Source organism: Methylobacterium sp. AC690, assembly GCF_979256535.1.
Window position 1 is genome coordinate 320,571 of record NZ_CEEDOX010000002.1, and the last position, 25,104, is coordinate 345,674.

The 25,104-nt window shown below is 72.0% G+C and carries 23 protein-coding genes; 16 read left to right on the top strand and 7 right to left on the bottom strand.

The annotated features are described in order from the left end of the window. Positions 1-21 precede the first annotated feature (21 nt). Positions 22-576: a DNA starvation/stationary phase protection protein Dps gene (gene dps, locus AC0IY1_RS03890; protein WP_055948435.1), complete on the bottom strand. Its 555-nt coding sequence runs from the start codon at positions 574-576 to the stop codon at positions 22-24. Between the two features lie 715 nt (positions 577-1,291). On the opposite strand from dps, the gene AC0IY1_RS03895 reads away from it, so the two are divergent. Both AC0IY1_RS03895 and AC0IY1_RS03900 read left to right on the top strand, forming a co-directional pair. Beyond that, positions 1,292-2,557, top strand: a complete 1,266-nt coding sequence (locus tag AC0IY1_RS03895; RefSeq protein WP_471767855.1) for a glycosyltransferase family 4 protein — start codon at positions 1,292-1,294, stop codon at positions 2,555-2,557. 26 nt (positions 2,558-2,583) lie between these two features. Next, positions 2,584-3,408, top strand: a complete 825-nt coding sequence (locus AC0IY1_RS03900; protein ID WP_471767858.1) for a WecB/TagA/CpsF family glycosyltransferase — start codon at positions 2,584-2,586, stop codon at positions 3,406-3,408. Between the two features lie 13 nt (positions 3,409-3,421). On the opposite strand, the gene AC0IY1_RS03905 is transcribed toward AC0IY1_RS03900, so the two are convergent. Both AC0IY1_RS03905 and AC0IY1_RS03910 read right to left on the bottom strand, forming a co-directional pair. Beyond that, the gene (locus AC0IY1_RS03905; RefSeq protein WP_471767860.1) at positions 3,422-4,546 is read right to left on the bottom strand and encodes a glycosyltransferase family 4 protein; all 1,125 of its coding nucleotides are present in this window, start codon (positions 4,544-4,546) and stop codon (positions 3,422-3,424) included. After that, a complete protein-coding gene (locus tag AC0IY1_RS03910; RefSeq protein ID WP_471767862.1) occupies positions 4,543-5,322 on the bottom strand; it encodes a polysaccharide deacetylase family protein in 780 nt (259 codons plus the stop codon). Before AC0IY1_RS03910 ends, AC0IY1_RS03905 begins: the two co-directional genes overlap by 4 nt. Positions 5,323-5,522: 200 nt before the next feature. Between AC0IY1_RS03910 and AC0IY1_RS03915 the strand changes: the two genes are divergently transcribed. From AC0IY1_RS03915 to AC0IY1_RS03930, 4 genes are all read left to right on the top strand, one after another. Next, positions 5,523-6,524 (top strand): lipid II:glycine glycyltransferase FemX, encoded by a 1,002-nt coding sequence (locus tag AC0IY1_RS03915; protein ID WP_471767864.1) that lies wholly within the window; start codon positions 5,523-5,525, stop codon positions 6,522-6,524. A gap of 22 nt (positions 6,525-6,546) precedes the next feature. Continuing rightward, positions 6,547-7,851 carry a lipopolysaccharide biosynthesis protein gene (locus AC0IY1_RS03920; protein ID WP_471767866.1) on the top strand — a complete coding sequence of 435 codons (1,305 nt, stop codon included), beginning with the start codon at positions 6,547-6,549 and terminating at the stop codon, positions 7,849-7,851. 224 nt (positions 7,852-8,075) lie between these two features. After that, positions 8,076-9,473: an O-antigen ligase family protein gene (locus AC0IY1_RS03925; protein WP_471767868.1), complete on the top strand. Its 1,398-nt coding sequence runs from the start codon at positions 8,076-8,078 to the stop codon at positions 9,471-9,473. A gap of 155 nt (positions 9,474-9,628) precedes the next feature. Next, positions 9,629-11,740: a GumC family protein gene (locus AC0IY1_RS03930; RefSeq protein WP_055948412.1), complete on the top strand. Its 2,112-nt coding sequence runs from the start codon at positions 9,629-9,631 to the stop codon at positions 11,738-11,740. 17 nt (positions 11,741-11,757) lie between these two features. Here AC0IY1_RS03930 and AC0IY1_RS03935 read toward each other — a convergent pair whose 3' ends face one another. Further along, positions 11,758-12,723 carry a UDP-glucuronic acid decarboxylase family protein gene (locus AC0IY1_RS03935; protein ID WP_055948409.1) on the bottom strand — a complete coding sequence of 322 codons (966 nt, stop codon included), beginning with the start codon at positions 12,721-12,723 and terminating at the stop codon, positions 11,758-11,760. 22 nt (positions 12,724-12,745) lie between these two features. Here AC0IY1_RS03935 and AC0IY1_RS03940 point away from each other — a divergent pair, with 22 nt between their 5' ends. Then, on the top strand, positions 12,746-13,102 hold the full coding sequence (locus AC0IY1_RS03940; RefSeq protein ID WP_471767871.1) for a hypothetical protein: 357 nt from the start codon (positions 12,746-12,748) through the stop codon (positions 13,100-13,102). Positions 13,103-13,175: 73 nt separating this feature from the next. On the opposite strand, the gene AC0IY1_RS03945 is transcribed toward AC0IY1_RS03940, so the two are convergent. The 3 genes from AC0IY1_RS03945 to AC0IY1_RS03955 all read right to left on the bottom strand — a co-directional run bounded on the left by AC0IY1_RS03945 (position 13,176) and on the right by AC0IY1_RS03955 (position 17,760). Further along, on the bottom strand, positions 13,176-15,167 hold the full coding sequence (locus AC0IY1_RS03945) for a right-handed parallel beta-helix repeat-containing protein (RefSeq protein ID WP_471767873.1): 1,992 nt from the start codon (positions 15,165-15,167) through the stop codon (positions 13,176-13,178). Positions 15,168-15,347: 180 nt separating this feature from the next. Beyond that, a complete protein-coding gene (locus tag AC0IY1_RS03950) occupies positions 15,348-15,557 on the bottom strand; it encodes a hypothetical protein (protein ID WP_055948402.1) in 210 nt (69 codons plus the stop codon). 331 nt (positions 15,558-15,888) lie between these two features. Continuing rightward, positions 15,889-17,760, bottom strand: a complete 1,872-nt coding sequence (locus AC0IY1_RS03955; protein WP_471767874.1) for an ABC transporter ATP-binding protein — start codon at positions 17,758-17,760, stop codon at positions 15,889-15,891. A gap of 107 nt (positions 17,761-17,867) precedes the next feature. Between AC0IY1_RS03955 and AC0IY1_RS03960 the strand changes: the two genes are divergently transcribed. From AC0IY1_RS03960 to AC0IY1_RS04000, 9 genes are all read left to right on the top strand, one after another. Further along, positions 17,868-18,335: a tRNA (cytidine(34)-2'-O)-methyltransferase gene (locus AC0IY1_RS03960; protein ID WP_055948395.1), complete on the top strand. Its 468-nt coding sequence runs from the start codon at positions 17,868-17,870 to the stop codon at positions 18,333-18,335. 85 nt (positions 18,336-18,420) lie between these two features. Beyond that, the gene (locus AC0IY1_RS03965) at positions 18,421-19,146 is read left to right on the top strand and encodes a PspA/IM30 family protein (protein WP_471767876.1); all 726 of its coding nucleotides are present in this window, start codon (positions 18,421-18,423) and stop codon (positions 19,144-19,146) included. Positions 19,147-19,190: 44 nt separating this feature from the next. Then, entirely contained in the window at positions 19,191-19,460 is a 270-nt protein-coding gene (locus tag AC0IY1_RS03970) for a YiaA/YiaB family inner membrane protein (RefSeq protein WP_055948388.1), read from the top strand. A 54-nt stretch (positions 19,461-19,514) separates the two neighbouring features. After that, on the top strand, positions 19,515-20,441 hold the full coding sequence (gene hemF, locus AC0IY1_RS03975) for an oxygen-dependent coproporphyrinogen oxidase (RefSeq protein ID WP_103710448.1): 927 nt from the start codon (positions 19,515-19,517) through the stop codon (positions 20,439-20,441). Beyond that, positions 20,438-21,028 (top strand): suppressor of fused domain protein, encoded by a 591-nt coding sequence (locus AC0IY1_RS03980; protein WP_471767879.1) that lies wholly within the window; start codon positions 20,438-20,440, stop codon positions 21,026-21,028. The genes hemF and AC0IY1_RS03980 overlap by 4 nt, the downstream gene beginning before the upstream one ends. Then, positions 21,028-22,173 carry an ATP-dependent DNA helicase gene (locus tag AC0IY1_RS03985; RefSeq protein WP_471767881.1) on the top strand — a complete coding sequence of 382 codons (1,146 nt, stop codon included), beginning with the start codon at positions 21,028-21,030 and terminating at the stop codon, positions 22,171-22,173. Before AC0IY1_RS03980 ends, AC0IY1_RS03985 begins: the two co-directional genes overlap by 1 nt. 59 nt (positions 22,174-22,232) lie before the next feature. After that, positions 22,233-22,628: a GFA family protein gene (locus AC0IY1_RS03990; RefSeq protein ID WP_471767882.1), complete on the top strand. Its 396-nt coding sequence runs from the start codon at positions 22,233-22,235 to the stop codon at positions 22,626-22,628. Positions 22,629-22,740: 112 nt separating this feature from the next. Then, positions 22,741-23,277, top strand: a complete 537-nt coding sequence (gene hslV, locus AC0IY1_RS03995) for an ATP-dependent protease subunit HslV (protein ID WP_055948373.1) — start codon at positions 22,741-22,743, stop codon at positions 23,275-23,277. A gap of 79 nt (positions 23,278-23,356) precedes the next feature. Beyond that, positions 23,357-25,027, top strand: coding sequence for a methyl-accepting chemotaxis protein (locus AC0IY1_RS04000; RefSeq protein ID WP_471767883.1), 1,671 nt, complete (start codon positions 23,357-23,359; stop codon positions 25,025-25,027). Positions 25,028-25,104 lie beyond the last annotated feature (77 nt).

Here is a 25,104-nt window from a genome sequence, read left to right on the forward strand (position 1 = left end):
CCGTCAAACCTGGGCGGGCGCTCAGCGCTGGCCGGCGTGGTCGCCGTCGCGCAGGGTGCCGGTCGGCTCCTGCACGTGGGCCTCGAGGAACCAGAGCTGCTTGTCGACGCCGCGCGAGACCTCGGTGAGGAGGTCGGCGGTTCCGGCATCGCCGGCCTCGTCGGTGTCGTCGATGTTCTGGCGCACCGCGTTGGCGTAGACGCCGTAGCGGTCGATCAGCGCGGCCAGATGGTCGGCGATCGCGTAGGCATCGAGGGGATAGGGCTTGAGCTGCGAGGCCGACGCGACCGCCTGGGCGGTGCCGCGGGCGGTGCCGCCGAGCTGGGTGATGCGCTCCGCGACCTTGTCATTGTAGTCGTCGAGCTCGGTCCGGAATCCGTCGAGCATCTCGTGGATGCCGATGAACTGCGGTCCCTTCAGGTTCCAGTGCGCCTGCTTCACGTCGAGGGCGAGGTCGATCCCGTCCGACAGGCGCGCGTTGAGCACCTCGATCGAAACCTTCTTCGCGTTGGACTTGGTGCCGTTCTGGGTCTCGTGGAGACGCTGGTTTCCGGCTTGGGTCTTGGAATCGGCCATTCAGTTCGTCCTTCAAGTCTCAGGCAAGTCTCATGGAAGGCGCGTCGCTCATCCCGCAGCCTGCGCGGTCGCGACGCCGAGCCTTCAATGCCGGCGGAACATGATCTCGCCCGGGCGGCGTGCGCCGCCCCTGCGATCAGTCTGCCCCATCAACGACAGGCCCCGGCCCATGTTCCTGATCCCGTGTGTTCCAGAGCCGGTGGCCGCGCGCGCCTGATCTGCGTGGACAGCAACCCGCGGCCCAGCATGGCCGCCGGCCGCTTCCGTCCCGGCCGGACCGCATTCCCCGTGACTGAAAATCCCCGTGATCCGAGTCGAGGCGGCGCGGGCAGGCGACCGTCAACCATAAATTGGCTTGGACGATGCCGACGCGAACGGCCGGGCTTAAACTGCGTTTGTCCCGGACTCGCCCGGCCCACAGTCCAGGGCGCCTGACTATTCCTTAACGATGACTCTTTGTCGCTCCACCGACCTTGAAACGTCTGGCGCTCGCGGCCCGTATGCGGGGCGATGCCTGAATGACGACGGGTTCTGCGGCAACGGAAACGAACTTGGTAAGATGTTGGTGAACGGCAGTGCACAATGCTTGTCCAGAGGCGATGTCAAATCTTAAAGGACAGGCGCTTATTCTTGCAAAATGTCGACGGTCGGGTCACGATCGTCTCGCTCTTCGCCGGCAGCCCCGCTGCCATTCGTCCAGGCTTGGCTTGCTGCGATGACAAAACCAGAGGTCGCACAGCGTCGTCCGCCCGGAGGCGATCCGGCTCGGCAGAAGGCGCCCGCGGGCCCCTTCGCGGCCGCGCCGCTCCGCATCCTCGTGGTCCACAATCGCTATCAGGTGCGCGGTGGCGAGGATTCGGTGGTGGCCCAGGAGGTGGCGAGCCTGCGCCGCGCCGGGCAGGTCGTGGAGACCCTGTTCTTCGACAACGCCACGATCCGGACGGGCTGGGACCGGCTGCGCACGGCCTACGAGGCGCCGCACGCCCCGCGCGGGATCGCCGCCGTGGTGGAGGCCGTCCGCGCCTTCCGCCCGGACGTGGTGCACGCGCACAACGTCTTCCCGCAGGTGTCGCCGGGCATGCATGCCGCGGTCCAGGCCGAGGGGGTCGCCACCGTGCAGACCCTGCATAATTTCCGCGTGACCTGCGCCAACGGCATCCTCATGCGCGAGTCCCGCCCCTGCGAGGACTGCGTGACCGGCTCGCCCTACCAGGCGGTGCGGCATGCCTGCTATCGCGGGTCCCGGCTCGGCTCCCTGGCGGTGGCGCGGATGATCGACGTGCACCGGCGGGCCGGCACCTGGGGACGGGACGTCGACCGCTTCATCGCGCTGACGCCCTTCGCCCGCACCCGCTTCCTGGCCGCCGGGCTTCCGGACAGCCGCATCCGCATCAAGCCCAACGGGTTGGCCGATCCGAGCCTCGATGCAAACGGTCCCCGGGCCGGCATCCTGTTCGTCGGGCGGCTCGTGCCCGAGAAGGGCGTCGGCACCCTGATGGCGGCCGCGCGCCTGACGCGCGCGCCGATCACCGTCATCGGCGAGGGCCCCGAGGCCGACGCCCTCGGCCGCGCGCCCGGCCTGACCCTGCTCGGCCCGCAGGACCCCGCGGCCGTGCAGGCCGCGATGGCGCGGGCGGCCGCCCTGGTGGTGCCCTCGCACTGGTACGAGGGCCTGCCGATGGTGATCGCCGAGGCGTTCAGCCTCGGGACGCCGGTGGTCGCCGCGCGCATCGGCGCCCTCGCCGACCTCGTGACGGAGGGCCGCACCGGCCTCCTCGTCCCGCCCCGCGATCCCCGCGCCCTCGCCCAGGCCCTCGACCGGATCGTCGACGATCCCGAGGCCGCCCGGGCGATGGGGCGCCACGCCCGCCTCGCCTACGAGCGCGACTGGACCGAGGACGCCGTCACCGCGCGCGCGCTCACGATCTACCGCGAAGCCATCGCCACCCGTTCCTCCGCAACCCCCCGGGCTGCCGCATGACGCGCCCCCTCACTCCGGATCCTGCCATGCCCGTGCGCGCCTGGGGCCACGACCCGGACGTCCCCCACTTCCTTCTCGGTGGCGTCCCGGTCTCGATCACCGACATGGGAGGCCTGGTGGCCGCGCTTCGGCGCCGCCTGAGCCGGGCGGTTCCGGGTCCCGGGACCTTCGTGGTCTTCCGCGACGCCCACGGCATCGTGCGGGCCCAGGACGAGCCCGAGGTGCGGGCCGCCCACGACGCCGCCCTGCTGGTCTGCGCCGACGGGCGGCCGCTGGCCTGGGTCGGGCGCCTGCGCGGCCACAAGGCCATCGCGCAGGTGCCGGGCATCGAATCCGTCGAGGCAGTGTGCCGCGCCGGGGTCGAGGCCGGCTGGCGCCACTTCTTCCTCGGGGGCGGTCCCGGGGTCGCGGACAAGCTCGCCGCCGAGATGGCCCGGCGGGCGCCCGGCCTCATCGTGGCCGGGGCCGAGACCCTCCCGTATCGTCCGCTGACGGAGCCCGAGGCCCAGGACCTCTACGCGCGCCTGCGCGCCAACGGCACCCAGATCCTCTGGATCGGCCTGAGCACGCCCAAGCAGGAACTCTTCATGCAGGCGCACACCCCGTCCCTGCCCGGCGTCATCGCCATGGGGGTCGGGGCCGCCTTCGACGTGAACATCGGCACGATCCCGCGCGCGCCGCGGCTGATGACCCGGTGCGGCCTCGAATGGCTCTACCGGCTGATCCAGGAGCCCCGGCGCCTGCGCGCCCGCTACGCTCAGGTGGTGCCGCGCTTCCTCGCCATCGTGGCCTTCGACCGGGCCCGGCGGGCCAAGCATGTCCCGGCCCCGGAGGGGGTGCGCTCGGTCTGAGACCGGGCGCGCCTCAGCCGGCGGCGGGGGCCAGCGCCGCGCGGTAGGCCCGCGTCGCGGCCTCGAGGGAGAACCGCGCCAGGGCCGGGACGGCGCGGGCGCGGTACGTCGCGCGCCGGGCGGGGTCGTCGAGGAGGGCCAGGGCCGCCCCGGCCCAGCCTTCCACCGTCATCGGCTCGACCGCGCCGCACTCGCCGGCGGCGACGAGCTCGCGCGCCGCGCCCGAATGCGGCGAGGCCAGCACCGCCGCGCCGCTCTGCAGGGCTTCCTGCAGCACGATGCCCCAGACGTCGCCCCGGCTCGGGAACAGGAAGAGGCGGGCCGAGGCGTAGACCGCTCCGAGCTCGGCCTGCTGCACGAAGCCGTCGAACTGCGCCGCGATCCCGGCCGCCGCCAGCCGTTCCTCCATCTCCGCCCGCAGGGGACCGTCGCCCGCGACCCGGACCCGCAGGCTCCGGCCCCGGGCCTGGCAGGCGAGGACGACGTCGGTGAAGAAGCGCGCGCCCTTCACGTCCTCGTTCAGGATGCCGCAGAACAGCAGGTCGTAGGGACGCTCCGCCTCCGGCGTCGCCGCCGCCGGGCCGGGCTCCCAGGCGGGGAAGAGCGGCGCCAGGGCGAGGCGGTCGGCGGGGAGGCCGTAGCCTTCGAGGAGGGCGAGGCTGCCGGCGCTCGGCCCGAGGCCGAAGCGCGCCCCCGGCACCAGCAGGCGCCGCATCGCCCGGTGCGGCCGCGAGCGCCGGCCCGGATCGGTCTCGGGCACCCCGTCGGTGCGCAGGCCGTAGGGCACGCCGAGCCACCGGGCCGCGGCGGCGGCCATCAGCATGGTGGGGGCGAAGTCGTTGACGACGACGACGCTCGGACGCAGGGCCGCGAGGCGCGGCACGATGGCGGGATTGATGTAGAGGTTGCTCACCGCGCTGCGGTACCAGCGCAGGCCCGGCACCACGGCGAAGCGGTAGGCCTCGGGCTCGGGCAGCTCCCAGTGCCGCGCCGCCTCCCGGGCGCTGCAGGCGAGGACGTGGAGAGGCCGGTCCAGGGCCGCCCCCAGGCGCTCGTAGAGGCGGTGCATGTAGGGCGCGCGGGCGCCGATCACGATCACGACGGGTCCGTCGCCGCGCCCGGTTGCGAGGCGGCTCATCGGGCGGCGCGCGTCGGCCCGCCCACCAGGGCATCGATCTGGTAGAGCCCCCAGGCGGGTTCGAGGACGTGGCGGGGCATCAGCAGGAGGTCCTCCGGGCCCCGGGCCACGCCCCGGCGGGTGGTGTGGAAGCTGCGATAGCCGGCCTCGCGGGCCAGCGCCGGGTCGCGGCCCGGGTCGAAGTCGGTGCCGGCCACGCCCCAGGGGCAGGCGAAGTGCCGGACCGGCCGGCCCGTCAGGGCCTCGAGATCCCGGCGCGACCAGGTCAGCTCCTCGGCGACCTCCGTCGCGGTGAGGCGCCCGAGGTTGCGGTGGCGCGTCGAGTGCGACCCGACATCGAGCCCGGCGGCCAGCCAGTCGGCCACGGCGGCGCGGTCCATGTAGCCGGCCCGGTCCCCGCCGGGGGGCGCGTCCACCCAGTCGCTGACGAGGAACAGGATCGCGGGGATCGCGAGCGCCCGCAGCACGGGAAGCGCCACCGCGTGGTTGTCGGCGTAGCCGTCGTCGAAGCTGACCAGGAAGTGGCGCCCCTGCCCGGCCGTGCCGTCGGCGAGGAGGTCGGCGGCCCGGTCGGCCGAGACGAACGTGCCGTGGCGGCCGAGGAAGCGCAGTTGCCGGGCGAAGCGCGCCTGCTCGCGCGGCGCGACGTGGTGGTAGCAGAGGGTGTAGAGCCCGGGCGGGGCGGCCGCCAGCGAGCGGGACAGCGCCCGCACCCGCAGGGCCGCCTCGCGCAGGACGGGCGTGTCGCGGATAAAGTGTTCGAGCGTCCTCGGCATGCCGGGACGTTAGCAGCTTCGCGCCCGATCGGCCGGGATCCGTGGATGATCCCCGGCAGCATTCGCGAACAGCGTTAAATTAAGGATCTTCACAGTCTGCGCGGGAGATCTCCGGTGCGCAGGGAGGGATGACAAGCGTTTCGCCGTAGGAAGGCCCGTCCCGCGAGGGATGCGTCGAGGATACGAGACAGGAAGCTCCGATGAGCGCGGCACTGAGCATCCGTCCCTGCCTGGAGTCCGCCGTCTGGGACGAGGCCGTCTGGGCTCTGCCCCGCGGCAACGTCTTCGCCTCGTGGATGTGGGGCACCTACAAGGCAAAAGTCGGCTGGGACGTGACCCGCCTGATCGTGCGCGACGCCAGCGAGGCGCCGGTGGCGCTGATCCAGTACCAGGTGAAGCGCCGCGGCTTCGTGCGGTTCGTCCTGCTTCAGGGCTGCCCGCTCCTCACCGAGAAGGGCGACAAGCACGCCGAGGCGGTGGTCGCCCTGCTGCTGGAGCACCTCGCCCTCGGGCGCCTCGATCTCCTGGCGGTGAGCTTCGAGCACTTTCAGTCCGACGCGATCGTCCTCGCCCTGCTGGGCCACGGCTTCGTGCCGGCGCAATCGGCCAAGTACTTCACCCTGGAGCTCGACCTGACGGGCGGCACCGAGCCGATCCTGCAGGCGATGGACCAGCGCTGGCGCAAGGCCCTGCGCAAGGCCGAGCGCAACCCGGATCTCACCACCCACTTCCTCACCGACCTCGACGAGCGCCTCGCCGCCTTCGACGCGTTCTGGGAGATGTACGGGGCGCTGCAGGCCCAGAAGGGCTTCCGCGACAGCCTCGACGGGCCGCAGTTCCGCGACCTCGTCGCGCGCGATCCCCATCACCGCATCCTGGAGGTGCGGGAGAAGGGCGAGCGCGTGCTGATCCGGATCGCCCACGTCTCGGGCCGGCGCTTCACCGATTTCTACACGGCCTCGAACGACCGGGCCCGCGCCTGCGCCGCGCCCACCCTGGCGGTCTGGCGCTTCGTCGAGCAGGCCCATGCGGAGGGACGCGAGACCTTCGACTTCGGCGGCATCGACCCGGCCAACAATCGCGGCGTGTTCGAGTTCAAGCACGGCCTGAGCAAGAGGCCGGCCATCAGCGGCCCGCGCTGGATCTATGGCCGCACCCCCCGCCTGCGGGATGCAGCGGCGGCGTTCCTGTCCTATCGCTGACCGGCGCATCCCCCGGAGATCGATGGTCCCGCAAGCCCCCGTGATCCAGCCCCTCGGCGACGAGGCCGGGCTCCTCGCCCGCGCGCGGCGCTTCGCCCGGCGTCCGGCCCTGGCCTCGCTCCTCGACCAGGCCGCGGTCAGCGGCTTCGGCTTCGTCAGCGGCATCGTCACCGCACGCCTCGTCGGCATCGAGGAATTCGGCCTCTTCGTCCTGATCCTGATCGTCACGGCCTTCGCGCAGGGGCTGCACAATGCCCTGGTGACGGCCCCGATGATGACGCTCGCGGCGCAGGGGCGCCGGTCGGCCGCGACCTACGACGCCACCGTCCTGGCCGCCGCACTGCTCGCCGCCCTCATCGCCGCCGCCGGGGTGGCCCTCGCCCTCGTGGGCATCTTCGCCCTGCGCCACCATGCCGTGGAGATTGGCGTGGTCGTCGCGGGGGCCGGGCTCACCGTGGCGCAGAACCTCCAGCTCACCGTGCGCCGGACGCTGTTCGCCCGGGGCCGCGGCCTCGTCGCCGTGGCGATGGACACCGCCCGGGCCGTCGCCTTTCCCCTGGTGCTCGGGGCGGCCTGGTGGGCGGGCCTGCGCCTCGACGCCGCCCTCGCCACCGCGGCCCTGGCGGGGACCGCCCTCGTCACCGCCGCCCCCGTCGCCTACGGCATCTGGCGCGCCCCCCGGCGCGCCCTGCGCCTGAAGCCCGTGATGCGCCGGCACTGGGGCATCGGCCGCTGGATGTTCCCCCTGGTCTTCGTCACCTTCGGGCAGGAGCAGGTGGCCTGGATCCTCGCCGGGATCATGCTCGGCGACGAGGCGATCGGCGGCCTGCGCGCGGCGCAGTACCTCGTGGGCTTCGTCATCATCCTGCTCACCGCCACCGAGAACATCCTGCCCACGGCGGCGGCGCGCGCCTACGAGACCGGCGGCGAGCGGGGTCTCCGCGCCTATCTGGCGAAGGCCGCCCTGACCCTCGGCCCGGTCGTTGCCCTGCTCCTCCTCGCCATCGCGCTCCCGGCGGGGACCTGGCTCACCCTCGTCTTCGGACCGGCCTTCGCGGACTACGCCGCCAGCGTGCGCATCCTGGCCCTCGCGGTCGGCTGCATCTTCCTGCGCGATCTGGCGACCCAGTATTTCCGGGCGATCCGGGATACCGGCCCGGTCTTCCGAGCCTTCGTCGTCAGCCTGGTGGTCTCCCTGGCGATCATGCTGCCGCTCATCGCCTATGCGGGAATCGCGGGGGCGGCCCTCGTCATCACGATCGGGCACGCGGTCTCGGCCACGCACCTGATCCTGACCCTGCGCCGCCGCTCGGCCGGGAGCGGCTGAGGGCGCGGGCCAGATCCGCTCGCGAGACACACCCGCAAACCTCGCCTTCACAAGCTTTTCCCTGCCCCCGTCTTCTCCGACCGAGAGTCGTCGAGACCGTTCGGCGGGCATTTACGATATTGTCGAAGTCCGGCCGCGTTTCGGGAGCAATTCACACCGGTGAAACGCTTCACAGCGGAAGTGTCGTCATCGTCGGACCCGCAGGCCACCAGGGAGGAACACGCGTGCTGAACCTGTTCCTCGTTTTGGCGATCCCCGCCTGGTTCACGATGCTCTATCCCATGGTCCGGCGCAGGCTCGCGGTCGCGGTTCGCCCGCTCGATGCCCGGCTTGTGCTTCCGATGGTGCTCGTCTGCACCTTCGCCTTCATGCCCCTGGTCTTCACGGTGCCGCGCGAAGACGGAAACGCGGTGCTGGAGGAGGGGCTGAGCGCCTCCAACATCATCACCCTGGTGCTCACCGGACTGACCGGCCTCTACCTGTTCGGCAAGATCGCCCTCGACCGGCGCGTGGCGCTGCTGCCCTTCGCGATGCCCTACCTGCCCTTCACCCTGATGATCGGCGTGAACACCCTCAGCGCGGCCTGGTCGATCGTCCCGCCCTACACGCTCTATCGCAGCGCCGAACTGTTCATCTTCTATCACGCCTCGATCGTGATCTTCGACCGGAGCGACATCGAGCGGCGCTTCGCCGACCTGCTGGCGATCATCACCCTGGCCTGGCTCGTCGCGGTGCTGCCGATCATCCTCGACAGCCTGGCGCACGGCATCGTGTTCTCGGCCGCCAAGAACAACATGATGCCCTACGTCTGCGCGATGCTGGGCTTCCTGGTGATCTTCCGGCCGCCCGAGCGGCGCCGGCGGACCTACCTCGCCCTCGCGCTGGCGGGCTTCGTGATCGCGGGCTCGGCCGCCAGCACCGGCGCCCTCGTCGCGGTGGGCCCGGCCTTGCTGATGTCCTCGCGCCGTGCCGTCCTGCGCCGCCTCGGCATCGCGGGCGCCCTCCTGGCCATCGCGGGCTTCGTCCTGCTGATGCTCGACCTCGCGGCCTTCCCGGCGCTCCTCGACCTCCTGGCCACCCTCCTGCAGAAGCCCGCCATCGAGCTCGCCAACGGCACCGGACGCTCGACCTTCTGGCCGACCTTCATCGCGGCGACGCAGGACCGGCTGGCCGGATCGGGCTTCTCGGCCGGCGATCGCTTCATCCAGCTCCTGATCCCGACCACCACCCTGGCCGAGACCCTCGGGCGGGACGACGTCTTCATCACCAGCTCGCACAACATGTTCCTCAGCGCCTGGGCCGGCACCGGCCTGATCGGCCTCGGCTTCGCCCTGGTGGTCCTGCTCACGACCCTGTCGTGGGGCATGAAGCTCGACCTCGGCGGGCGCCGCTTCGTCGCCGCCTGCGTGCTGATGCTGGTGCTCAACGGCATGACGACGCCGGGGATCTTCCAGGACTGGAACGTCAACGTCCTGGCGCTCGCCGGCCTGCTCGCCTTCATCCGCGTCCAGCTGCCGCCGGACGGGCGCGTGCCGGCCTATCCCCGCGCGCCGGCGCCCGCGCCGCGTGCCCGCGCGCCCTCCCCCGAGGCCGGGATCCCGAGCACGTGGCGCATTTCATGAAACGCGCCCCCCACCCGGCGGCTTTCGGCGCACCACGTGCCGAAATCGGCCGGATCGACCGACCGGGCCGGGACTCGGCGGACCCGGGTGTCCCAGGACGGGACGCCTGCGGCCCCGAGCCCCAGCCCTCGCCGATTGCGTAACGGAAAGCGTCCATGGCTGTCATCGAACGCGCCCCACCAGCGATCCTGCAGCACCTCGGTGCCGGCACCGAGACGTCGCGCGAGGCCCTGCCCTGGTTCCTGGACATGGGCGAGGTCGGCCGCATCCTGCGCCGCCGTTGGCTGACCGTGCTCCTGCCGATCCTGGTCCTCCTGGGCCTGGCGGCGGGCTTCCTCGCCCTGCCGGCCCAGTACGCCGCGACGGTCCAGCTCCTCATCGACCCGCGCGGCCTCGCCGTGCTGAAGGACGAGGCCAACCCCCAGGGCCAGGCCAACGAATCCACCCTGCTCCTGGTGGACAGCCAGCTGCGGGTGCTGCAGTCGGACGACGTCCTGCGCAAGGTCGTGGCCACGCAGCACCTCGCCACCGATCCGGACTTCGTGGAGCCCGGCGCCCTCGACCGGATCCGCGCCTGGATCGGACAGATGCTCGGGCGCCCGGCGGAGCCCGAGGCCGACCCCGCCCTGACGGCCCTGCGGGCCCTGCGCGACCGGATGTCGGCCCGGCGCCTGGAGCGCAGCTTCGCGGTCGACGTCTCGGTCTCGTCCAACGACCGCGAGAAATCGGCCCGCCTCGCCCAGAGCATCGCCGAGACCTACCTCGCCACCGAGATCGGCAACCGCTCCGAGGCGATCCGCCGGGCGCGGGAGGGGCTCAACAGCCGCCTCGGCGAATTGCGCGACGGCGTCCAGCAGGCCGAGACCGCGGCCCAGGCCTTCCGCACGAAGAACAACCTCGTGGGCACCCGCACCCAGCTGGTGAGCGAGCAGCAGCTCGGCCAGCTCAGCGACCAGCTCGGCGCCGCCCGCGCCAAGGCCGCGGAGCAGCAGGCGAAGCTGCGCCAGATCGAGGGCGCCGCCGGCGGCGACCCGGCCAAGCTCGATTCGATCCAGGAGGTGCTGCAGTCGCAGACCATCGGGCAGCTGCGCGGCCAGCTCGCCCAGGCCGAGCGCCAGCGCGCCGACGCCGCGCTCAGCCTCGGCGAGCGCCACCCGGCCATGAACGCCTCGGACGTGCAGGTGCGCAGCGCCCGCACCCAGCTCGATGCCGAGGTGAAGCGCATCGCCGCCGCCATCCGCAACGAGTACCGCGCCAGCCTCGCCAACGTCACCGAGCTCTCGCAGGCCCTGGAGAAGCGCAAGGCCGAGGCCCTGAAGGTCGGCGACAGCTTCGTGAAGCTGCGCGAGCTGGAGCGCCAGGTCGAGGCGCGGCGCGGCGTCTACGAGGCCTTCCTGGTGCGCACGCGCGAACTGCAGGAGCAGCAGCAGCTCGACACCTCCACCTCGCGCATCATCTCGCCCGCCCTGCCGCCGACCCGGCGCCAGGGGCCGCCCGCCGCCCTCGTCCTCGCGGCCGCCCTCGTGGCGGGCCTGGGGCTCGGAATCGGCGGCAGCCTGACGGCCGAGCAGTTCAGCGGACGCATCCGCTCGCGCACCCGCCTCGAGACCCGGACCCAGCGCCTCGTGCTCGGACTGCTGCCGTCGCTGCCGCGGGGCGTCCGCAACGGGACGGACCGCCTGGGCAGCGGCCCCTACGAGGTCGCGATCACCCGCCTGCGCAACCGCCTGCGGCGCGACCTGCCGGCCAAGCGCCCGCACGTCATCGTGGTCACCTCCGCCGACGACGTCGCCGGCCGCTCGATGCTCGCCCTCGACTACGCCGCCTCGGCCGCCCAGGAGAACGAGCGCGTCCTCCTGGTCGACGCCTCCGCCGACGGCACCGTCACCCGCGAGGTCGGGCTGCCGCCCCGGCGCGGCGGGCCCCCGGTTCCGGGCCGGTCCGACCTCTCCGACGTGCTGGTGCGCCACCGTTCGGGCCTCGCCCTGATCCCGCAGGACGGCCAGACCGCGCGCAGCGATCTGCGCAGCTACGTCGACAGCATCCTGGGCACCCAGGACGCCTACGACCTCGTGGTGATCCATGTGGGCCTGATCGGCGCCGACGCCATCGCCGAGCGCCTGGCGGCCGATCCCCGGGTCACGGCGGTGCTCGTCACCGTCCGCCACGGCCGCAGCCGCTACGCCACCCTCGACCGGGCGCTCGCGGCCATCGGCCCGCGCCCCTTCGTCGGCCTCGTGCTCACCGAGGCCGAGGCGCTCGACTGAGGCGCGGTACGCCCCCGTCAGGCGGGGGTGTTGGCGCCGAGGTGGCGGTCGAAATAGCCGATCGTGTGCATCAGCCCCTCCCGGAGCGAGACCGTCGGCTCCCAGTCGAGGACCGCCTTGGCCTGGGCGATGTCGGGCCGGCGCTGGCGCGGATCGTCCGGGGGCAGCGGGCGGGCGACGACGCGGGAGCGCGAGCCGGTCAGCTCGATCACCAGGTCGGCGAGTTCGCGGATCGAGAACTCCCCGGGATTGCCGAGGTTGATCGGGCCCGTGACCGCGGGGCCGGTCTCCATCAGGCGCAGGAAGCCGTCGATGAGATCGTCGACGTAGCAGAAGGCCCGGGTCTGCGAGCCGTCGCCGTAGATCGTGATGTCCTCGTTGCGCAGGGCCTGGACCACGAGGTTGGACACCACCCGCCCGTCGTTGGGGTGCATGCGCGGGCCGTAGGTGTTGAAGATGCGCGCGACCTTGATCGAGAGCTTGTGCTGGCGGTGGTAGTCGAAGAACAGCGTCTCGGCGCAGCGCTTGCCCTCGTCGTAGCAGGAGCGATACCCGATCGGATTGACCCGGCCCCAGTATTCCTCCGGCTGCGGATGCACCTCCGGGTCGCCGTAGACCTCGCTGGTGGAGGCCTGGAAGATCTTGATCTTCAGGCGCTTGGCCAGCCCCAGCATGTTGATCGCCCCGATGACGCTGGTCTTGGCGGTCTGCACCGGATCGAACTGGTAGTGCACCGGCGAGGCCGGACAGGCGAGATTGTAGATCTCGTCCACCTCGACGTAGAGCGGGAACGTCACGTCGTGGCGCATGAACTCGAAGCGCGGATGGTCGAGCAGCGGCGCGATGTTGCGGCGGGATCCGGTGAAGAGGTTGTCGACGCAGAGCACCTCGTGGCCCTGCTCCAGCAGGCGCTCGCAGAGGTGGGAGCCCAGGAAGCCCGCCCCGCCGGTGACCAGAACCGTCTTCGTCTCACCGTATCGCATGCCGGATCCGAACTGACTCGCGTTGCAGGATGATGCCGTTGGGGTGGTCGGGGTGGAGGCCGGCGATCGCTGCCCCAGCGCGCAGCAGGTCCGCGATCATGGAGCGGCCGCCACCGTATCGACCCGCGCAACCGATGTCTCCGCGGCGAGCGCGGCCGTGCAGGCCCCGCGCCGTCGATCCCGTGAGGAGATTTCGTGGGACTGGAAGCGAAGCTGCGCGCCGCTGCTGCAGCAAGGCGGCAGGGGGATCATCTTGGCGATACTTGTCGGTGTGACGGGTCCAAGCATCCAAAACGCGGTCGCGCTCGTCTCTCGCTACGTCCTCGTCGGATACCAGCCCATCGCCCGCGCGCTTCAACATACGCTAACGGCGCCGTGATCGGCGCCGAATTCACGAGAAAAAATTCCCGTCCGGGCCAGGGAACAACCGGGGGCCGCGTGCGGTTTGGGCGCTATTTTGCCGGCGCGGCCACGGGGGATGGGGCGAGCTGCGCGTCGCGGTCCAGGCGCGCGAGATCCGCCCGCCACACCACCGCACCCGCCGCGTCGCGCACCGTGCCGAAGCGCGCCACGCCCTGCGCGGGTGCGTCGGCCGGCAGGTGCAGGCCGTCCGGACCGCGATTGCCGGACCGGACCTGCTCGTCGGCCCGGGCGCCGTCGCCGAACCGGAACGGGTCGCTGCCGAGGAAGACGTTCCCGGTCAGGCTGTTGCGCGCCGCCGCGGGATCGTCCTGCAGGATCGTGGCGAGGCCGGGATAGCGGGCGCGCCAGAGCTTGGAGCCGACCGGCATCGCCGCGAAGGCCGCCCGCAGCTCCGATTGCGGGTCGGTGATCGCGTCCCTGGCCCAGGTCCGGCCGCGGGCATCGACGTGAATGGCCGGGCTCGACTCGACGAACAGGTTGTCGGCGACGCGGTTGTCGCGGCCGCCGCCGAGGAAGACGGGCTGATCGACGCGCACGAACAGATTGTCCCGCACGGTGAAGCCGCTCGCCATGTCGTCGAGGTAGACGCCCTTGATCTCGAAGCCCGGCGCGGCGCGGATGTCGTGCAGGTAATTGTGCGCGATCACCGTGCCGCGGGCGGTCCAGTCACGGCCGGAATAGATCGCGCCGCTATCCGTCGAGCCGGACAGGACCCGGGCGATCTCGTTCCAGGCGACCCGGTGGGCGTTGCCGCGCAGCAGGATCGCGTACTCGTCGGTGTCGTGGATGTAGTTGCCCTCCACGACCTGGCCGACGCCCTCGAGGGTGATCGCCGGGCTCTGGGTCCGGGCCAGCTGCGCGTAGTTGCGGATCCGGCAATCCCGCACGAACAGCCCGGCCGGACTCAAGGCCGCCCGGTCCCCGCCCGACAGGTGGAGGGCGCCGATGCCGGTCTCCGCCACGCGGCTGAGTTCGAGGCCGCTGGCGGTCGCGCGCGCGATCGACAGGGCTCGGCCGGGGGTTCGGCGCAGGGTCACGCCGGACAGGACGACGTCGGTGGCATCCGCGACCCGCACGAGGTCGCCGCGCGCCTGTTCGAGGGTCAGGCCGGAGAGGCGCAGGTGCGACGCGCCCTCCACCACCACCAGCCCGTCGGTGATCGCCACCTCGGGCGCAGCGGCGGGATCGCGCGGCCAGACCAGGAGGACGCCCCAGCCGACGTCGCGCCACCACTCGCCGGGCGCGTCGAGTTCGGCGAGGGCATGGACGATGCGGTAACGGGCACCCGGCACAATCCCCTCGTAGGGCTGGCTCCCGAGGGTCAGGCGCTTGGCCGCTCCCTCGAGGCCGACCACCGGAAAGGCCTCGAACAGCCAGTCCCAGTGCCAGTAGCCCTCGGCCCACAGGTCGGGCTCGCCGCGCCAGCCGGCCATGCGCCCGTCCGACGCGGTGAAGCCGGCGGCATCGCCGGAGACGGCCGACACCTTCGCCCAGCCCTGATTCGGCCAGCGCGCGGGCCAGAGCGCCCCGGCTCCGTCGAAGACGGCGAAGTTCACCCGGGCGTCGCGTTGCGCGAGGGTGCGCGGCTCCTGGATGCGGGGTTCGAGACCGGCCGATACCGGCAGCCGATAGGCGCGGACCTGCGCGCGGGCGGCGGGGGGCAGGCGCGCGAGCAGGTCGGCGGGAATGCCGCCCGGGGCGGGCTGCAGGGGGATGGAGCCGACGAGGCGGCTGCTGCCGTCCGGGCTGCCGCGCACCACCAGGGGATCGGCGGCCGTGCCGCTATCCTCGGGACCGAACCGGACCGGCTCGGCGAGGCGGTGCGGGCCCGGCGCGAGGGCAATCGCGATCGGCCGGCGCGGATCGGATCGGCGCCAGGTGCGGCGCAGGGACAGGGCTTCCGGCAGGGTGGCGACGACGGCGTTGCCGACCGCGCGCTTCGGGGTGGCCCCTGAAGTGGGAGCGCCGCTCGGATCGACGGTGATGACGACGGGCTCGGCGGCGCGAACCGCGACCTGCATCACCGTTAGGAAGAGGAAGGCCGCAAGGCCGGCCCGGAGACGAAACGCAGTGACGTTCCGTCTGTGGTCCCGGCGGATCCGGGTCAGGCCGCCTGGATTCCGATTGCTTGGCCCCAAGCGACACCCCTCGATCCACCGCCCCCCAACCCCGGGATAACGGCCGGGGGGGCGACGATGACCTTAGGCGGTCGGGTAGGAGAACACACCCACCGACTTGTGGAACTGCACGGTCTCGCGCGCCCGGTGGCGGCGGGCCTTGTCGAGCAGGCGGCTGTCGAGGCGATCGCCACCGATATCGGCGAACTGCTGATCGGTCAGATCCGCGATCTGGCGCGCCGAGGCGTTCTCCTTCCAGGAGGAACGGATGTGGTTGATGATCGAATGTACCATGGGAGTCAGGGTCCGAAACTGTTCGTGCCACGAGGAACATCGCCCCGTCGCCATGGCCCTGATGTAGGCTTCGCCGCAGCGCAGCACGAGGGCTGATGCGGCCGGTCTGCTATGCAGGGTGGACATGAAACGGGCAGGGATTGCTTAAGCCCTGCGCAGAACACCCCTAAATCCCTCTTGACGCTCGATTTTCAACGCGCGCAGCCCGGTCCTCGTGGAGCCCCCTGCCCAAAGCCCCGGCAGACCCGTCGCGGCGCGTGTGCGGTGCAGCACGGATATCCCGGAACCGGACAGTTTCGCCCGGCAGGTCGATGCCCCGCGGCGGCTCTCCCTACTCGGCCGCGGCCTCGTAGGGCTGTGCCGCGAGGCCGTCGGCCAGGAAACCGCCGGACTGGCGCGCCCACAGGCGGGCATAGAGCCCGCCGCCGGCGATCAGCTCGGCATGGGTGCCCTCCTCGATGACCCGTCCGGCATCGAGGACGATGAGGCGGTCGAGGGCCGCGATGGTGGAGAGCCGGTGCGCGATGGCCAGCACCGTCTTGCCCTCCATCAGGGTGTCGAGGCTCTCCTGGATCGCCGCCTCCACCTGGGAATCGAGGGCCGAGGTCGCCTCGTCGAGGATGAGGATCGGCGCGTCCTTCAGGATGACCCGCGCGATGGCGATGCGCTGGCGCTGGCCGCCGGAGAGCTTCACGCCGCGCTCGCCCACCTGGGCGTCGTAGCCGGTGCGGCCCTTGTGATCGATGAGGTCCCGGATGAACGTGTCGGCCTGGGCGAGGCGCGCGGCGCGCTCCACCTCGGCCTGGGTCGCGTCGGGGCGGCCATACGCGATGTTGTCGCGGATCGAGCGGTGCAGCAGCGAGGTGTCCTGGGTGACCATGGCGATGGCGCTGCGCAGCGACCCCTGCGTCACCCCGGCGATGTCCTGGCCGTCCACGCGGATGCGGCCGCCCTCGAGGTCGTGCAGCCGTAGCAGCAGAGAGGTGATCGTGGTCTTGCCGGCGCCGCTGACGCCGACGAGGCCGACCTTCTCGCCCGGCCGGATGTGCAGGTTCAGGCCCTCGATGATCGCGGCGTCGTCGCGGCCGTAGTGGAAGCTGACGTTCTCGAAGCGGATGTCGCCGCCCGTGACCGCCAGGGTCCCGGCCTCGGGCCGGTCGGTGATGGCGTGCGGACGCGCGATCGTCTGCATGCTCTCCTGGATGACGCCGACATTCTCGAAGATGCCCCGCACGGTCTGCATCACCCAGCCCGACATCGCCATCAGGCGCAGGACCAGGGCGAGCCCGGCCGAGGCCTCGCCCGTGGTCATGCCCCCGCGCTGCCACAGGAGCACGCAGACGCTGGCGGTGGAGAGGATCAGCAGGCTGTTGAGGAGGCCGAGCAGGGTCGTGGTGCTGCTCACCAGCCGGAACTGGTGCAGGTAGGCCTTGGTGTGCACGTCGACGGCATCGCGCACCGCCGCCCGCTCCTCGCGGTCGCGGGCGAAGAGCTTGACGGTCAGGATGTTGGTGTAGCTGTCGACGATGCGCCCGATCAGGGCCGAGCGGGTGTCGGCCGTCACCAGCGAGCGGGACCGCGCCCGGGGCACGAACCAGCGCGTCAGGGCGGCGTAGGCTGCGATCCAGACCACCACGGGCAGGGCGAGCCAGAGGGAGATCGAGCCGAACAGGCCCACCGCCGTCACGGCGTAGATCGCGACGTAGAGCAGGGTGTCGATGAACACGACGGCGAGCTCGCGCACCGCCGGCCCGACCTGCACCACCCGGTTGGCGAGGCGCCCGGCGAAGTCCGCCTGGAAGTACGAGAGCGAGTGCCCGAGGGTGTAGAGGTGCGTGCGCCAGCGGATCTGGTTCGTGGCCTGCGGCACGATGAGCTGGTTCGACAGGATCTCGTGCAGCCAGATCGTGATGGGGCGCACCACCAGCAGGAGGCCGGCCGCCAGCATCAGGCCCGTGCCGTGCTCCTGCCACAGGGTGGCGCGGTCGGCCTTGTTCAGGAGGTCGATGAACCAGCCCATGAGCAGGTAGAGCGAGGCCTCCACCGACCCCGCCAGCACCGCCACCACGAACAGGATCGCCAGGGCGCCGCGGATCGGCCGGAGGTAGAAGCTCGCGAAGCCCAGCACGGATTTCGGCGGCATGCGACCGTCGTCGAACGGCGCGAAGGTGTCGATCCGGCGCTCGAGCCAATCGAGAAACATGAGACCATCCGGTTGCTGCAGCGCTCCCTTAGCTATGCCGCCTTGACCGTCTGCCAACCGGGGAGCGATGCCGCACGGACCCGCCCGCTCCGTATGAGACGCCGCCGATGCTCCGCCTCGCCCTCTACCAGCCCGACATTCCGCAGAACACCGGCACCCTCCTGCGCCTGGCCGCATGCCTCGGCGCCGCCGTCGAGATCATCGAGCCGGCGGGCTTCGACGTCTCCGACCGGCACCTGCGCCGCTCGGGCCTCGACTACCTCGACCGGGTCGCCGTCACCCGCCACCGTTCGTGGGACGCGTTCTCGGCGTGGCGGCGGGCGGAGAACATCCGCCTCGTCCTCGCCACGACCCGGGGCGCCCTGCCCTACACCGACTTCGCCTACCGCGACGGCGACTGCCTGCTGATGGGCCGGGAATCGGCCGGCGTGCCCGAGGCCGTCCACGCCGCGGCGGATGCCCGCGTGGTGGTGCCCATCCGCCCCGACCTGCGCTCGCTCAACGTCGCGGTCTGCGCCGCCATGATCCTGGGCGAGGCCCTGCGCCAGACCGGCGGCTTCCCACGCGCGGATTGAACGACGTGCAATCTCGCACTTGAACAGTGTTCAAAAGCTGCGACAACCGGGGGGTGGACAGCAGCCACCGACCCGGAGCCCGACGATGCTCAGACTGTTTCGTACCCTCGCCCGCGGCGCCGCCGCCCGCGCCGAAGAAGACCTGTTCGACCGCAACGCGCTCCTGATCCTCGACCAGCAGGTCCGCGAAACCCGCGCCGCCCTGGAGCGGAGCCGGCAGGCGCTGGCCGCCTCGGTGGCGGGCGACCGGGCCGAGGAGCGCCGCCTCGCAGACGTCGAGGCCCGCGCCGCCGACCTCGAGACCCGCGCCGTGGCGGCGCTCCAAGCCGGCCGCGACGACCTCGCGGCGGAGGCCGCCGAGGCGATCGCCGAGTTGGAAGCCGAGCGCGACGCGATCCGCACCGCCCGCAGCCGCTTCGCCGCCGAGCTGGCCCGCATCCGGGCAACGGTCGCGGACGCCACCCGGCGCCAGGCGGAGCTCGAGCGGGGTCGGCGCCTCGCCGCCGCGGCCGAGGCGGCCCGTCGCCTGCGGGTGAGCCCGGCCCCGCAGGACCGCGGCACGCTGCAGGGCCGCGCCACGCTACAGGACCGCGCCACCCTGAAGGAGGCCGAGGCGACCCTGGCGCGCCTGCGCAGCCTCCAGGCCGAGGCCGACGACACCGAGGCGGCCCTGCGCGAGGCCGAGCCGGGCGCCGACATCGCCGAGCGAATGGAGCGCGCCGGCTTCGGCCCGAGCGCCCGCCCGGCCCCGTCCGCGATCCTCGAGCGCCTGCGCGCCCGGGCCGAAGCGCCCCGCGAGCCGACCGCCTGACCCGTTCCAAACCCCGACCGCACCGCACGCCAAGGAGCACGACCATGACCAACGAGACCACGCAGCATTCCGGCGCCTGGGTCGCCTTCACCTACGCGTCGTTCCTGGGGTCCGCCGCGATGGTGGGCCTCGGCATCCTGTTCATGCCCATCGACATCTGGATCAAGGGCTACCTCGCCATGGGCACGATCATGCTCGTGCAGTCCTGCATCACCGCCACCAAGACCATCCGCGACGTCCACGAGGGCCGGCGCATGGTCAACCGGATCGAGGACGCCAAGACCGAGCGACTGCTGATGTCCGTCAAGGATTGAGCGCCGCGCTCCGGCGAATTGACGGCCGGGCGGCGGGATGGGACATCCCCCGGCATGACCATGCCCGAATCCTCCGTCCCCCCGCTGCCCGAGGCCGAGCGCGACGCCGTGAAGGCCGCGGCGACGGCGTGGTTCACCACCCTGCGCGACCGGATCGTCGCCGCCTTCGAGACCCTGGAGGCCGAGGCCACGGGCCCCTTCCACCCCGACGCCCCGGCCGAGCCCGGCACCTTCGTGAAGACTCCCTGGCAGCGCACCGACCACAGCGGCGCGCCCGGCGGCGGTGGCACCATGGCGATGATCAAGGGCCGGGTGTTCGAGAAGGCCGGCGTCCACGTCTCGGCCGTGCACGGCGAGTTCGCGCCGGAGTTCCGCGCCCAGATGCCGGGCGCCGCCGAGGACCCGCGCTTCTTCGCCACCGGGATCTCGCTGATCGCGCATCCCTGGAACCCCAACGTGCCCACCGTCCACATGAACACCCGCTTCGTGGTGACCACGAAGACGTGGTTCGGCGGCGGCGCCGACCTGACCCCCGTGCTCGACCGGCGCCGGACCCAGGACGACCCGGATTCCCTGACCTTCCACGCGGCCATGCGGGAGGCCTGCGACGCCCACGCCCCGGCCGCCGACTACGCCCGCTACAAGGCCTGGTGCGAAGAGTACTTCCACCTGAAGCACCGCAACGAGCCGCGCGGCATCGGCGGGATCTTCTACGACTATCACTGGACCGGCGACCCGACGGCCGACCTCGCCTTCACCCGCGACGTCGGCGGAGCCTTCCTGAAGGCCTACCCCGCCATCGTGCGCGCCAACCTGGCGACGCCCTGGACCGAAGCGGACCGGCTGGAGCAGCAGGTCCGGCGCGGGCGCTACGTCGAGTTCAACCTGCTCTACGACCGCGGCACGATCTTCGGCCTGAAGACCGGCGGCAACGTCGCCTCGATCCTGTCGTCGCTGCCCCCGACGGTGCGCTGGCCGTGAGCACCCCGGCCGCCCCTCCGGCGGACATCACCGAGACCAACCGTGCGGTGGCGCGCAGGCTGGCGGGGGCCTTCGGCGGCGCGCCCTCCGTCGCCCGGCACGCCGACGAGACCGGGCGCAGCCACGTCGACATCCTGACCTGCCGCGACGCCCCGCGCCCCGGCCTCACCACCTGCGCGACGGTGACCCTGGCCAACCACCCGCTCTACCGGGACGGCGCGGAGTTTCCCGGGCGCTGCGAAATCCTGGGCGTGAGCAGCGACCCGGACGTGGCGCGCATGCTGGCGGCCTGCGCCTTCCGGGTCATCGACGGCCGCTGGTTCCTGGCCCCCGGCATCGTCTTCCCCGGCCTGCTCACGGGCCTCTCAGCGCGCCTCGCCCACGTCCTGTTCGTGCCGCCTGCGCTGTTCGCGGCCGGGCTGGAGGCGCCGGCCGCCGCCGACACGGCGCTGGCCTTCCTCCAGGCGGTGCCGATCTCGGAGGCCGAGTACGCCTTCGCGCAGGAGGCCGGGGGCGATGCCCTGGAGGACCTGTTCGCCGACCGTGGCACCGACCTCTTCGACCTCCAGCGGCCCTCGGTGCTCTGATGGCCGAGACCGACAGCAAGGCGGAGCCCACGCGCGACCTGCCGACCCGCTTCGCCCCGCAGCAGGACGCGGCCCTGAAGGCGATTTCCGACTGGCGCAAGTCCGGCGGCCAACAGGTGTTCCGCCTGTTCGGCTATGCCGGCACCGGCAAGACCACCCTCGCCCGCCGCATCGCCGACGACGTCGAGGGCACGGTGGTGTTCGGCGCCTTCACGGGCAAGGCCGCCTCGGTGATGCGCCAGAAGGGCTGCCACGACGCCGCGACGATCCACAGCCTGATCTACCGCACCAAGGAGACGGAGGATGGCGGCCCGGCCTTCACCCTGAACCGGACCGGGCCGGTCTCGAAGGCCGAGCTCATCGTCATCGACGAGTGCTCGATGGTGGATTCCGATCTCGGCAACGACCTCCTGTCCTTCGACCGGCCGGTGCTGGTGCTCGGCGACCCGGCGCAGCTGCCGCCGGTGCGCGGGGGCGGCTTCTTCACCGAGGCCGAGCCCGACGTGATGCTCACCGACGTCCACCGCCAGGCCGCCGACGACCCCATCGTCCGCATGGCGATGACGGTGCGCGAGGGCGGGCGCCTCACCATCGGCGACTACGGCGAGAGCCGCATCGTCTCGCGCCGGTCCATCGATCCGGCCGTGGTGCTGCAGGCCGACCAGGTGCTGGTGGGCATGAACAAGACCCGGCGGCTCTACAACAACCGCCTGCGCGAGCTCGCCGGCCACACCGACCCGATGCCGGCGGTGGGCGAGAAGCTCGTCTGCCTGCGCAACGACCGCACCAAGGGGCTCCTCAACGGCTCGACCTGGACCGTGCACGCCCAGCGCTCGTCGCCGCGCTCGGACACGGTGCGCCTCGACGTGGTGCCGGAGGACGACCCGGCCCTGCGCCGCCGCCCGGTGGACATCAAGGTCCTCAAGGCCGTGATGTCCGGCTCCGAGGAGGAGATCCCGGCCTTCCTGAAGCGCGAGACCGACGAGTTCACCTACGGCTACGCCCTGACGGTCCACAAGGCGCAGGGCTCGCAATGGGACGACGTCGTGCTGTTCGACGAGTCCTTCGCCTTCCGCGAGCACCGGGCGCGCTGGCTCTATACCGGCCTGACCCGGGCGGCGAAGCGGATCACCGTGGTGGTGTAGGGCGGCTTGCGCAGCCCCCACCCCTCGGGGACAACGGAGGCGAACGCGGGGAGATTCGCATGACCTTGACCGGACGTTGCCGCTGCGGCGTCATCCACTACGTGGCCGAGGGCGAGCCGAGCCACAGCGCCCTGTGCCACTGCACCGATTGCCGGCGGTCCTCGGGCGCGCCGGCGGTGGGGTTCGCGCTGTTCCCGGACGACCGGATCACCATCACCGGCACCCCGTCCGTCTACGAATCCTCGCCGGGCGTCCGTCGCGAATTCTGCGGGACCTGCGGCACCGGCCTGTTCTACCGCAACGCGGCGGTGTTTCCCGGCCAGGTCGACCTCCACACGGCGACCCTGGACGATCCCGACGCCCTGCCCCCGTCGATCCGCATCCAGGTCGCGGACGCCCCCGAATGGTTCGGTCGCTTCGACGCGCTGCCGGCCTTTCCGCGCTATCCGGGATAGGCGGCGACGCCGGCGACGCTTGGAGCCGGCCCCGCGAGCGACTACGTGAGCGGGGTTCCCAACCGAACCGGAGCCTGACTTGTCCCATTCCGAAGCGAGCGGTCCGCCGCAGATGCACGCCACGACGATCCTGATGGTCCGCAAGGGCGGCCGGGTGGTGATCGGCGGCGACGGGCAGGTCAGCCTCGGCCAGACCATCGTCAAGGGCAATGCCCGCAAGGTCCGACGTCTCGCCAAGGGTTCGGTGATCGGCGGCTTCGCGGGGGCCACCGCCGATGCCTTCACGCTGTTCGAGCGGCTGGAGGCCAAGCTCGAGCAGTATCCGGGGCAGCTGACCCGGGCCTGCGTCGAGCTGACCAAGGACTGGCGCACCGACCGCTACCTGCGCCGCCTGGAGGCGATGATGCTGGTGGCCGACAAGGAGGTCAGCCTCCTGCTCTCGGGCGCAGGCGACGTCCTGGAGCCGGAGAGCGGCGTGATGGCGATCGGTTCGGGCGGGAACTACGCCCTGTCGGCCGCCCGCGCCCTCGAGGACAGCAGTCACGACGCAGAAGAGATCGTTCGCCGGGCGATGCGGATCGCTGCCGAGATCTGCGTCTATACGAATGACAGCCTGGTGATCGAGACCTTGGAAACGGCCGAGAGCTGATCGCGGGCCGACTCGTTAACCGAAGTTTTCGAGACACTGTTTACGAGCTTGAATCAACGCTCGTGGCAGGGTCCCGAACATGACGATCAAGGCGAAGATACTGTTGTTCGTCCTGGCCTGCGGGGCGATCACCCTGGTGGTCGCCGGCGTCGGGATCGCCACCCTCTCGGCCTTCAACGACGCGATGGTCGAGTCCCGGCAGGCGGCCCGCCGGGCCCTCGACGCGGCCAACGTCAACCGGCTCGTGAGCAACGTCGTCCTCGAATCCCGTGGCGTCTACGCCGCCAAGGACACGGCGGACGCGCAGAAATACGCCGACCGGATGCGCCAGAACCTGACGGCGATGAACGACCTCCTCGGCGCCCTGGGCCGCCGGGTCCCCGAGGCGGAGCGGGCGCCGTTCGATCGGGTGCTGCAGGGGGCGGCCACCTTCACCAGCCTGCGCCAGGAGATCGCCCGGGCGGGAACCGCCCTCGCCCCGAAGGCGGCGGCGGATCTCGGCTTCAACGAAGCCAACCGCGCCAACCGGCAGGCCTTCCAGGATTCCATCGACGCCCTGGTGGCCGGCGGCCAGGCCCAGGTCGCTGCCATCGATGCCGCCACCGACACCCTCTACGACGGCCGACTGACCCTGCTGATCGTCCTGGCCGCGGGCGGCACCCTCGCGAGCCTCGTGCTCGGCCTCCTGATCGGGCACCGGCAGATCGCGGCGCCCCTCGCCCGGGTCACCGCGGCCATCCGGCGCCTGTCGGAGGGCCAGCTCGACCTGCCGCCCGTGAAGCCGGGCCGCGACGAGATCGGCGCGATCTGGTCCAGCATGCAGGTCTTCGCCCGCTCCATGCGGGAGACCGAGACCCTGCGGGCGACGCAGGACGAGGCCGCCGGGCTCGCCTCCACCCGCCGCCGCACCGAGCGGACCGAGCTGGCCGACCGCTTCCAGGGCAGCGTCGGCGCCCTCGTGGGCGACCTCTCCGACGCCGCCGCCGCCATGGAGGAGACCGCCCGCTCGATGTCGGCCCAGGCCGAACGCACCAACCTGCAATCCGCCGCCGTGATGCGCGCCGCCCAGGAGACGGCGCAGAACGTCCAGGCCGTGGCCGCCGCCACGGAGGAGCTCGCCGCCACCGCCAACGAGATCGGCCAGCAGGTCGGCCAGACCTCGGCCGCCGCGGCCAATGCCGTCGAGAGCAGCCGCCAGACCAATGCCCGGGTCGAGGCTCTGGCCGAGGGCGCCGCCCGCATCGGCGACGTCGTCGCCCTGATCTCGAACATCGCCGGCCAGACCAACCTGCTGGCGCTGAACGCCACCATTGAGGCGGCCCGGGCCGGCGAGGCGGGCCGCGGCTTCGCCGTGGTCGCCACCGAGGTGAAGACCCTCGCGGCCCAGACCGCCAAGGCGACGGACGAGATCACGGCGCAGATCGGCATGATCCAGGCCGCCACCCGCGAGACCGTCGAGGCGATCCGGGAGATCGGCACGACCATCGGCAGCGTGCACAGCATCGCCCTCGGCGTCGCGGCGGCGGTGGAGGAGCAGCAGGTCGCCACGCAGGAGATCGCCCGCAACGTCAGCGACGCCGCCCGCGGCACCCACGACGTCACGGAGACCATGGCCGAGGTCCAGGGTGCCGCGGTGGAGGTGGGTGCCGGAGCCGCCCAGGTCCTCGCCTCGGCGGCGGAGCTCGCCCGCCGCTCCAGCGCCCTCGACGGCGAGGTCACGCACTTCGTCGGCTCGATCCGCGCCGCCTGAGACACGGGAACGACTGGAAAGGGCGAGGCGGCGCGCTTAAGTCGGGGGCGTGCGTCGTCCACCCCCTTCCCGCCCGA

What these genes read in the sequence shown, in the direction of transcription:
- AC0IY1_RS03990 (WP_471767882.1), top strand. Translation starts at nt 22,233, where the DNA reads ATGACCTTGACCGGACGTTGCCGCTGCGGCGTCATCCACTACGTGGCC.
- AC0IY1_RS03960 (WP_055948395.1), top strand. Translation starts at nt 17,868, where the DNA reads ATGCTCCGCCTCGCCCTCTACCAGCCCGACATTCCGCAGAACACCGGC.
- AC0IY1_RS03950 (WP_055948402.1), bottom strand. Translation starts at nt 15,557, where the DNA reads ATGGTACATTCGATCATCAACCACATCCGTTCCTCCTGGAAGGAGAAC.
- AC0IY1_RS03905 (WP_471767860.1), bottom strand. Translation starts at nt 4,546, where the DNA reads ATGAGCCGCCTCGCAACCGGGCGCGGCGACGGACCCGTCGTGATCGTG.
- AC0IY1_RS03930 (WP_055948412.1), top strand. Translation starts at nt 9,629, where the DNA reads ATGGCTGTCATCGAACGCGCCCCACCAGCGATCCTGCAGCACCTCGGT.
- AC0IY1_RS03935 (WP_055948409.1), bottom strand. Translation starts at nt 12,723, where the DNA reads ATGCGATACGGTGAGACGAAGACGGTTCTGGTCACCGGCGGGGCGGGC.
- hslV (WP_055948373.1), top strand. Translation starts at nt 22,741, where the DNA reads ATGCACGCCACGACGATCCTGATGGTCCGCAAGGGCGGCCGGGTGGTG.
- dps (WP_055948435.1), bottom strand. Translation starts at nt 576, where the DNA reads ATGGCCGATTCCAAGACCCAAGCCGGAAACCAGCGTCTCCACGAGACC.
- AC0IY1_RS03965 (WP_471767876.1), top strand. Translation starts at nt 18,421, where the DNA reads ATGCTCAGACTGTTTCGTACCCTCGCCCGCGGCGCCGCCGCCCGCGCC.
- AC0IY1_RS03900 (WP_471767858.1), top strand. Translation starts at nt 2,584, where the DNA reads ATGCCCGTGCGCGCCTGGGGCCACGACCCGGACGTCCCCCACTTCCTT.
- AC0IY1_RS03970 (WP_055948388.1), top strand. Translation starts at nt 19,191, where the DNA reads ATGACCAACGAGACCACGCAGCATTCCGGCGCCTGGGTCGCCTTCACC.
- AC0IY1_RS03895 (WP_471767855.1), top strand. Translation starts at nt 1,292, where the DNA reads ATGACAAAACCAGAGGTCGCACAGCGTCGTCCGCCCGGAGGCGATCCG.
- AC0IY1_RS03920 (WP_471767866.1), top strand. Translation starts at nt 6,547, where the DNA reads ATGGTCCCGCAAGCCCCCGTGATCCAGCCCCTCGGCGACGAGGCCGGG.
- AC0IY1_RS03915 (WP_471767864.1), top strand. Translation starts at nt 5,523, where the DNA reads ATGAGCGCGGCACTGAGCATCCGTCCCTGCCTGGAGTCCGCCGTCTGG.
- AC0IY1_RS03910 (WP_471767862.1), bottom strand. Translation starts at nt 5,322, where the DNA reads ATGCCGAGGACGCTCGAACACTTTATCCGCGACACGCCCGTCCTGCGC.
- AC0IY1_RS03945 (WP_471767873.1), bottom strand. Translation starts at nt 15,167, where the DNA reads ATGCAGGTCGCGGTTCGCGCCGCCGAGCCCGTCGTCATCACCGTCGAT.
- AC0IY1_RS03985 (WP_471767881.1), top strand. Translation starts at nt 21,028, where the DNA reads ATGGCCGAGACCGACAGCAAGGCGGAGCCCACGCGCGACCTGCCGACC.
- AC0IY1_RS04000 (WP_471767883.1), top strand. Translation starts at nt 23,357, where the DNA reads ATGACGATCAAGGCGAAGATACTGTTGTTCGTCCTGGCCTGCGGGGCG.
- AC0IY1_RS03955 (WP_471767874.1), bottom strand. Translation starts at nt 17,760, where the DNA reads ATGTTTCTCGATTGGCTCGAGCGCCGGATCGACACCTTCGCGCCGTTC.
- hemF (WP_103710448.1), top strand. Translation starts at nt 19,515, where the DNA reads ATGACCATGCCCGAATCCTCCGTCCCCCCGCTGCCCGAGGCCGAGCGC.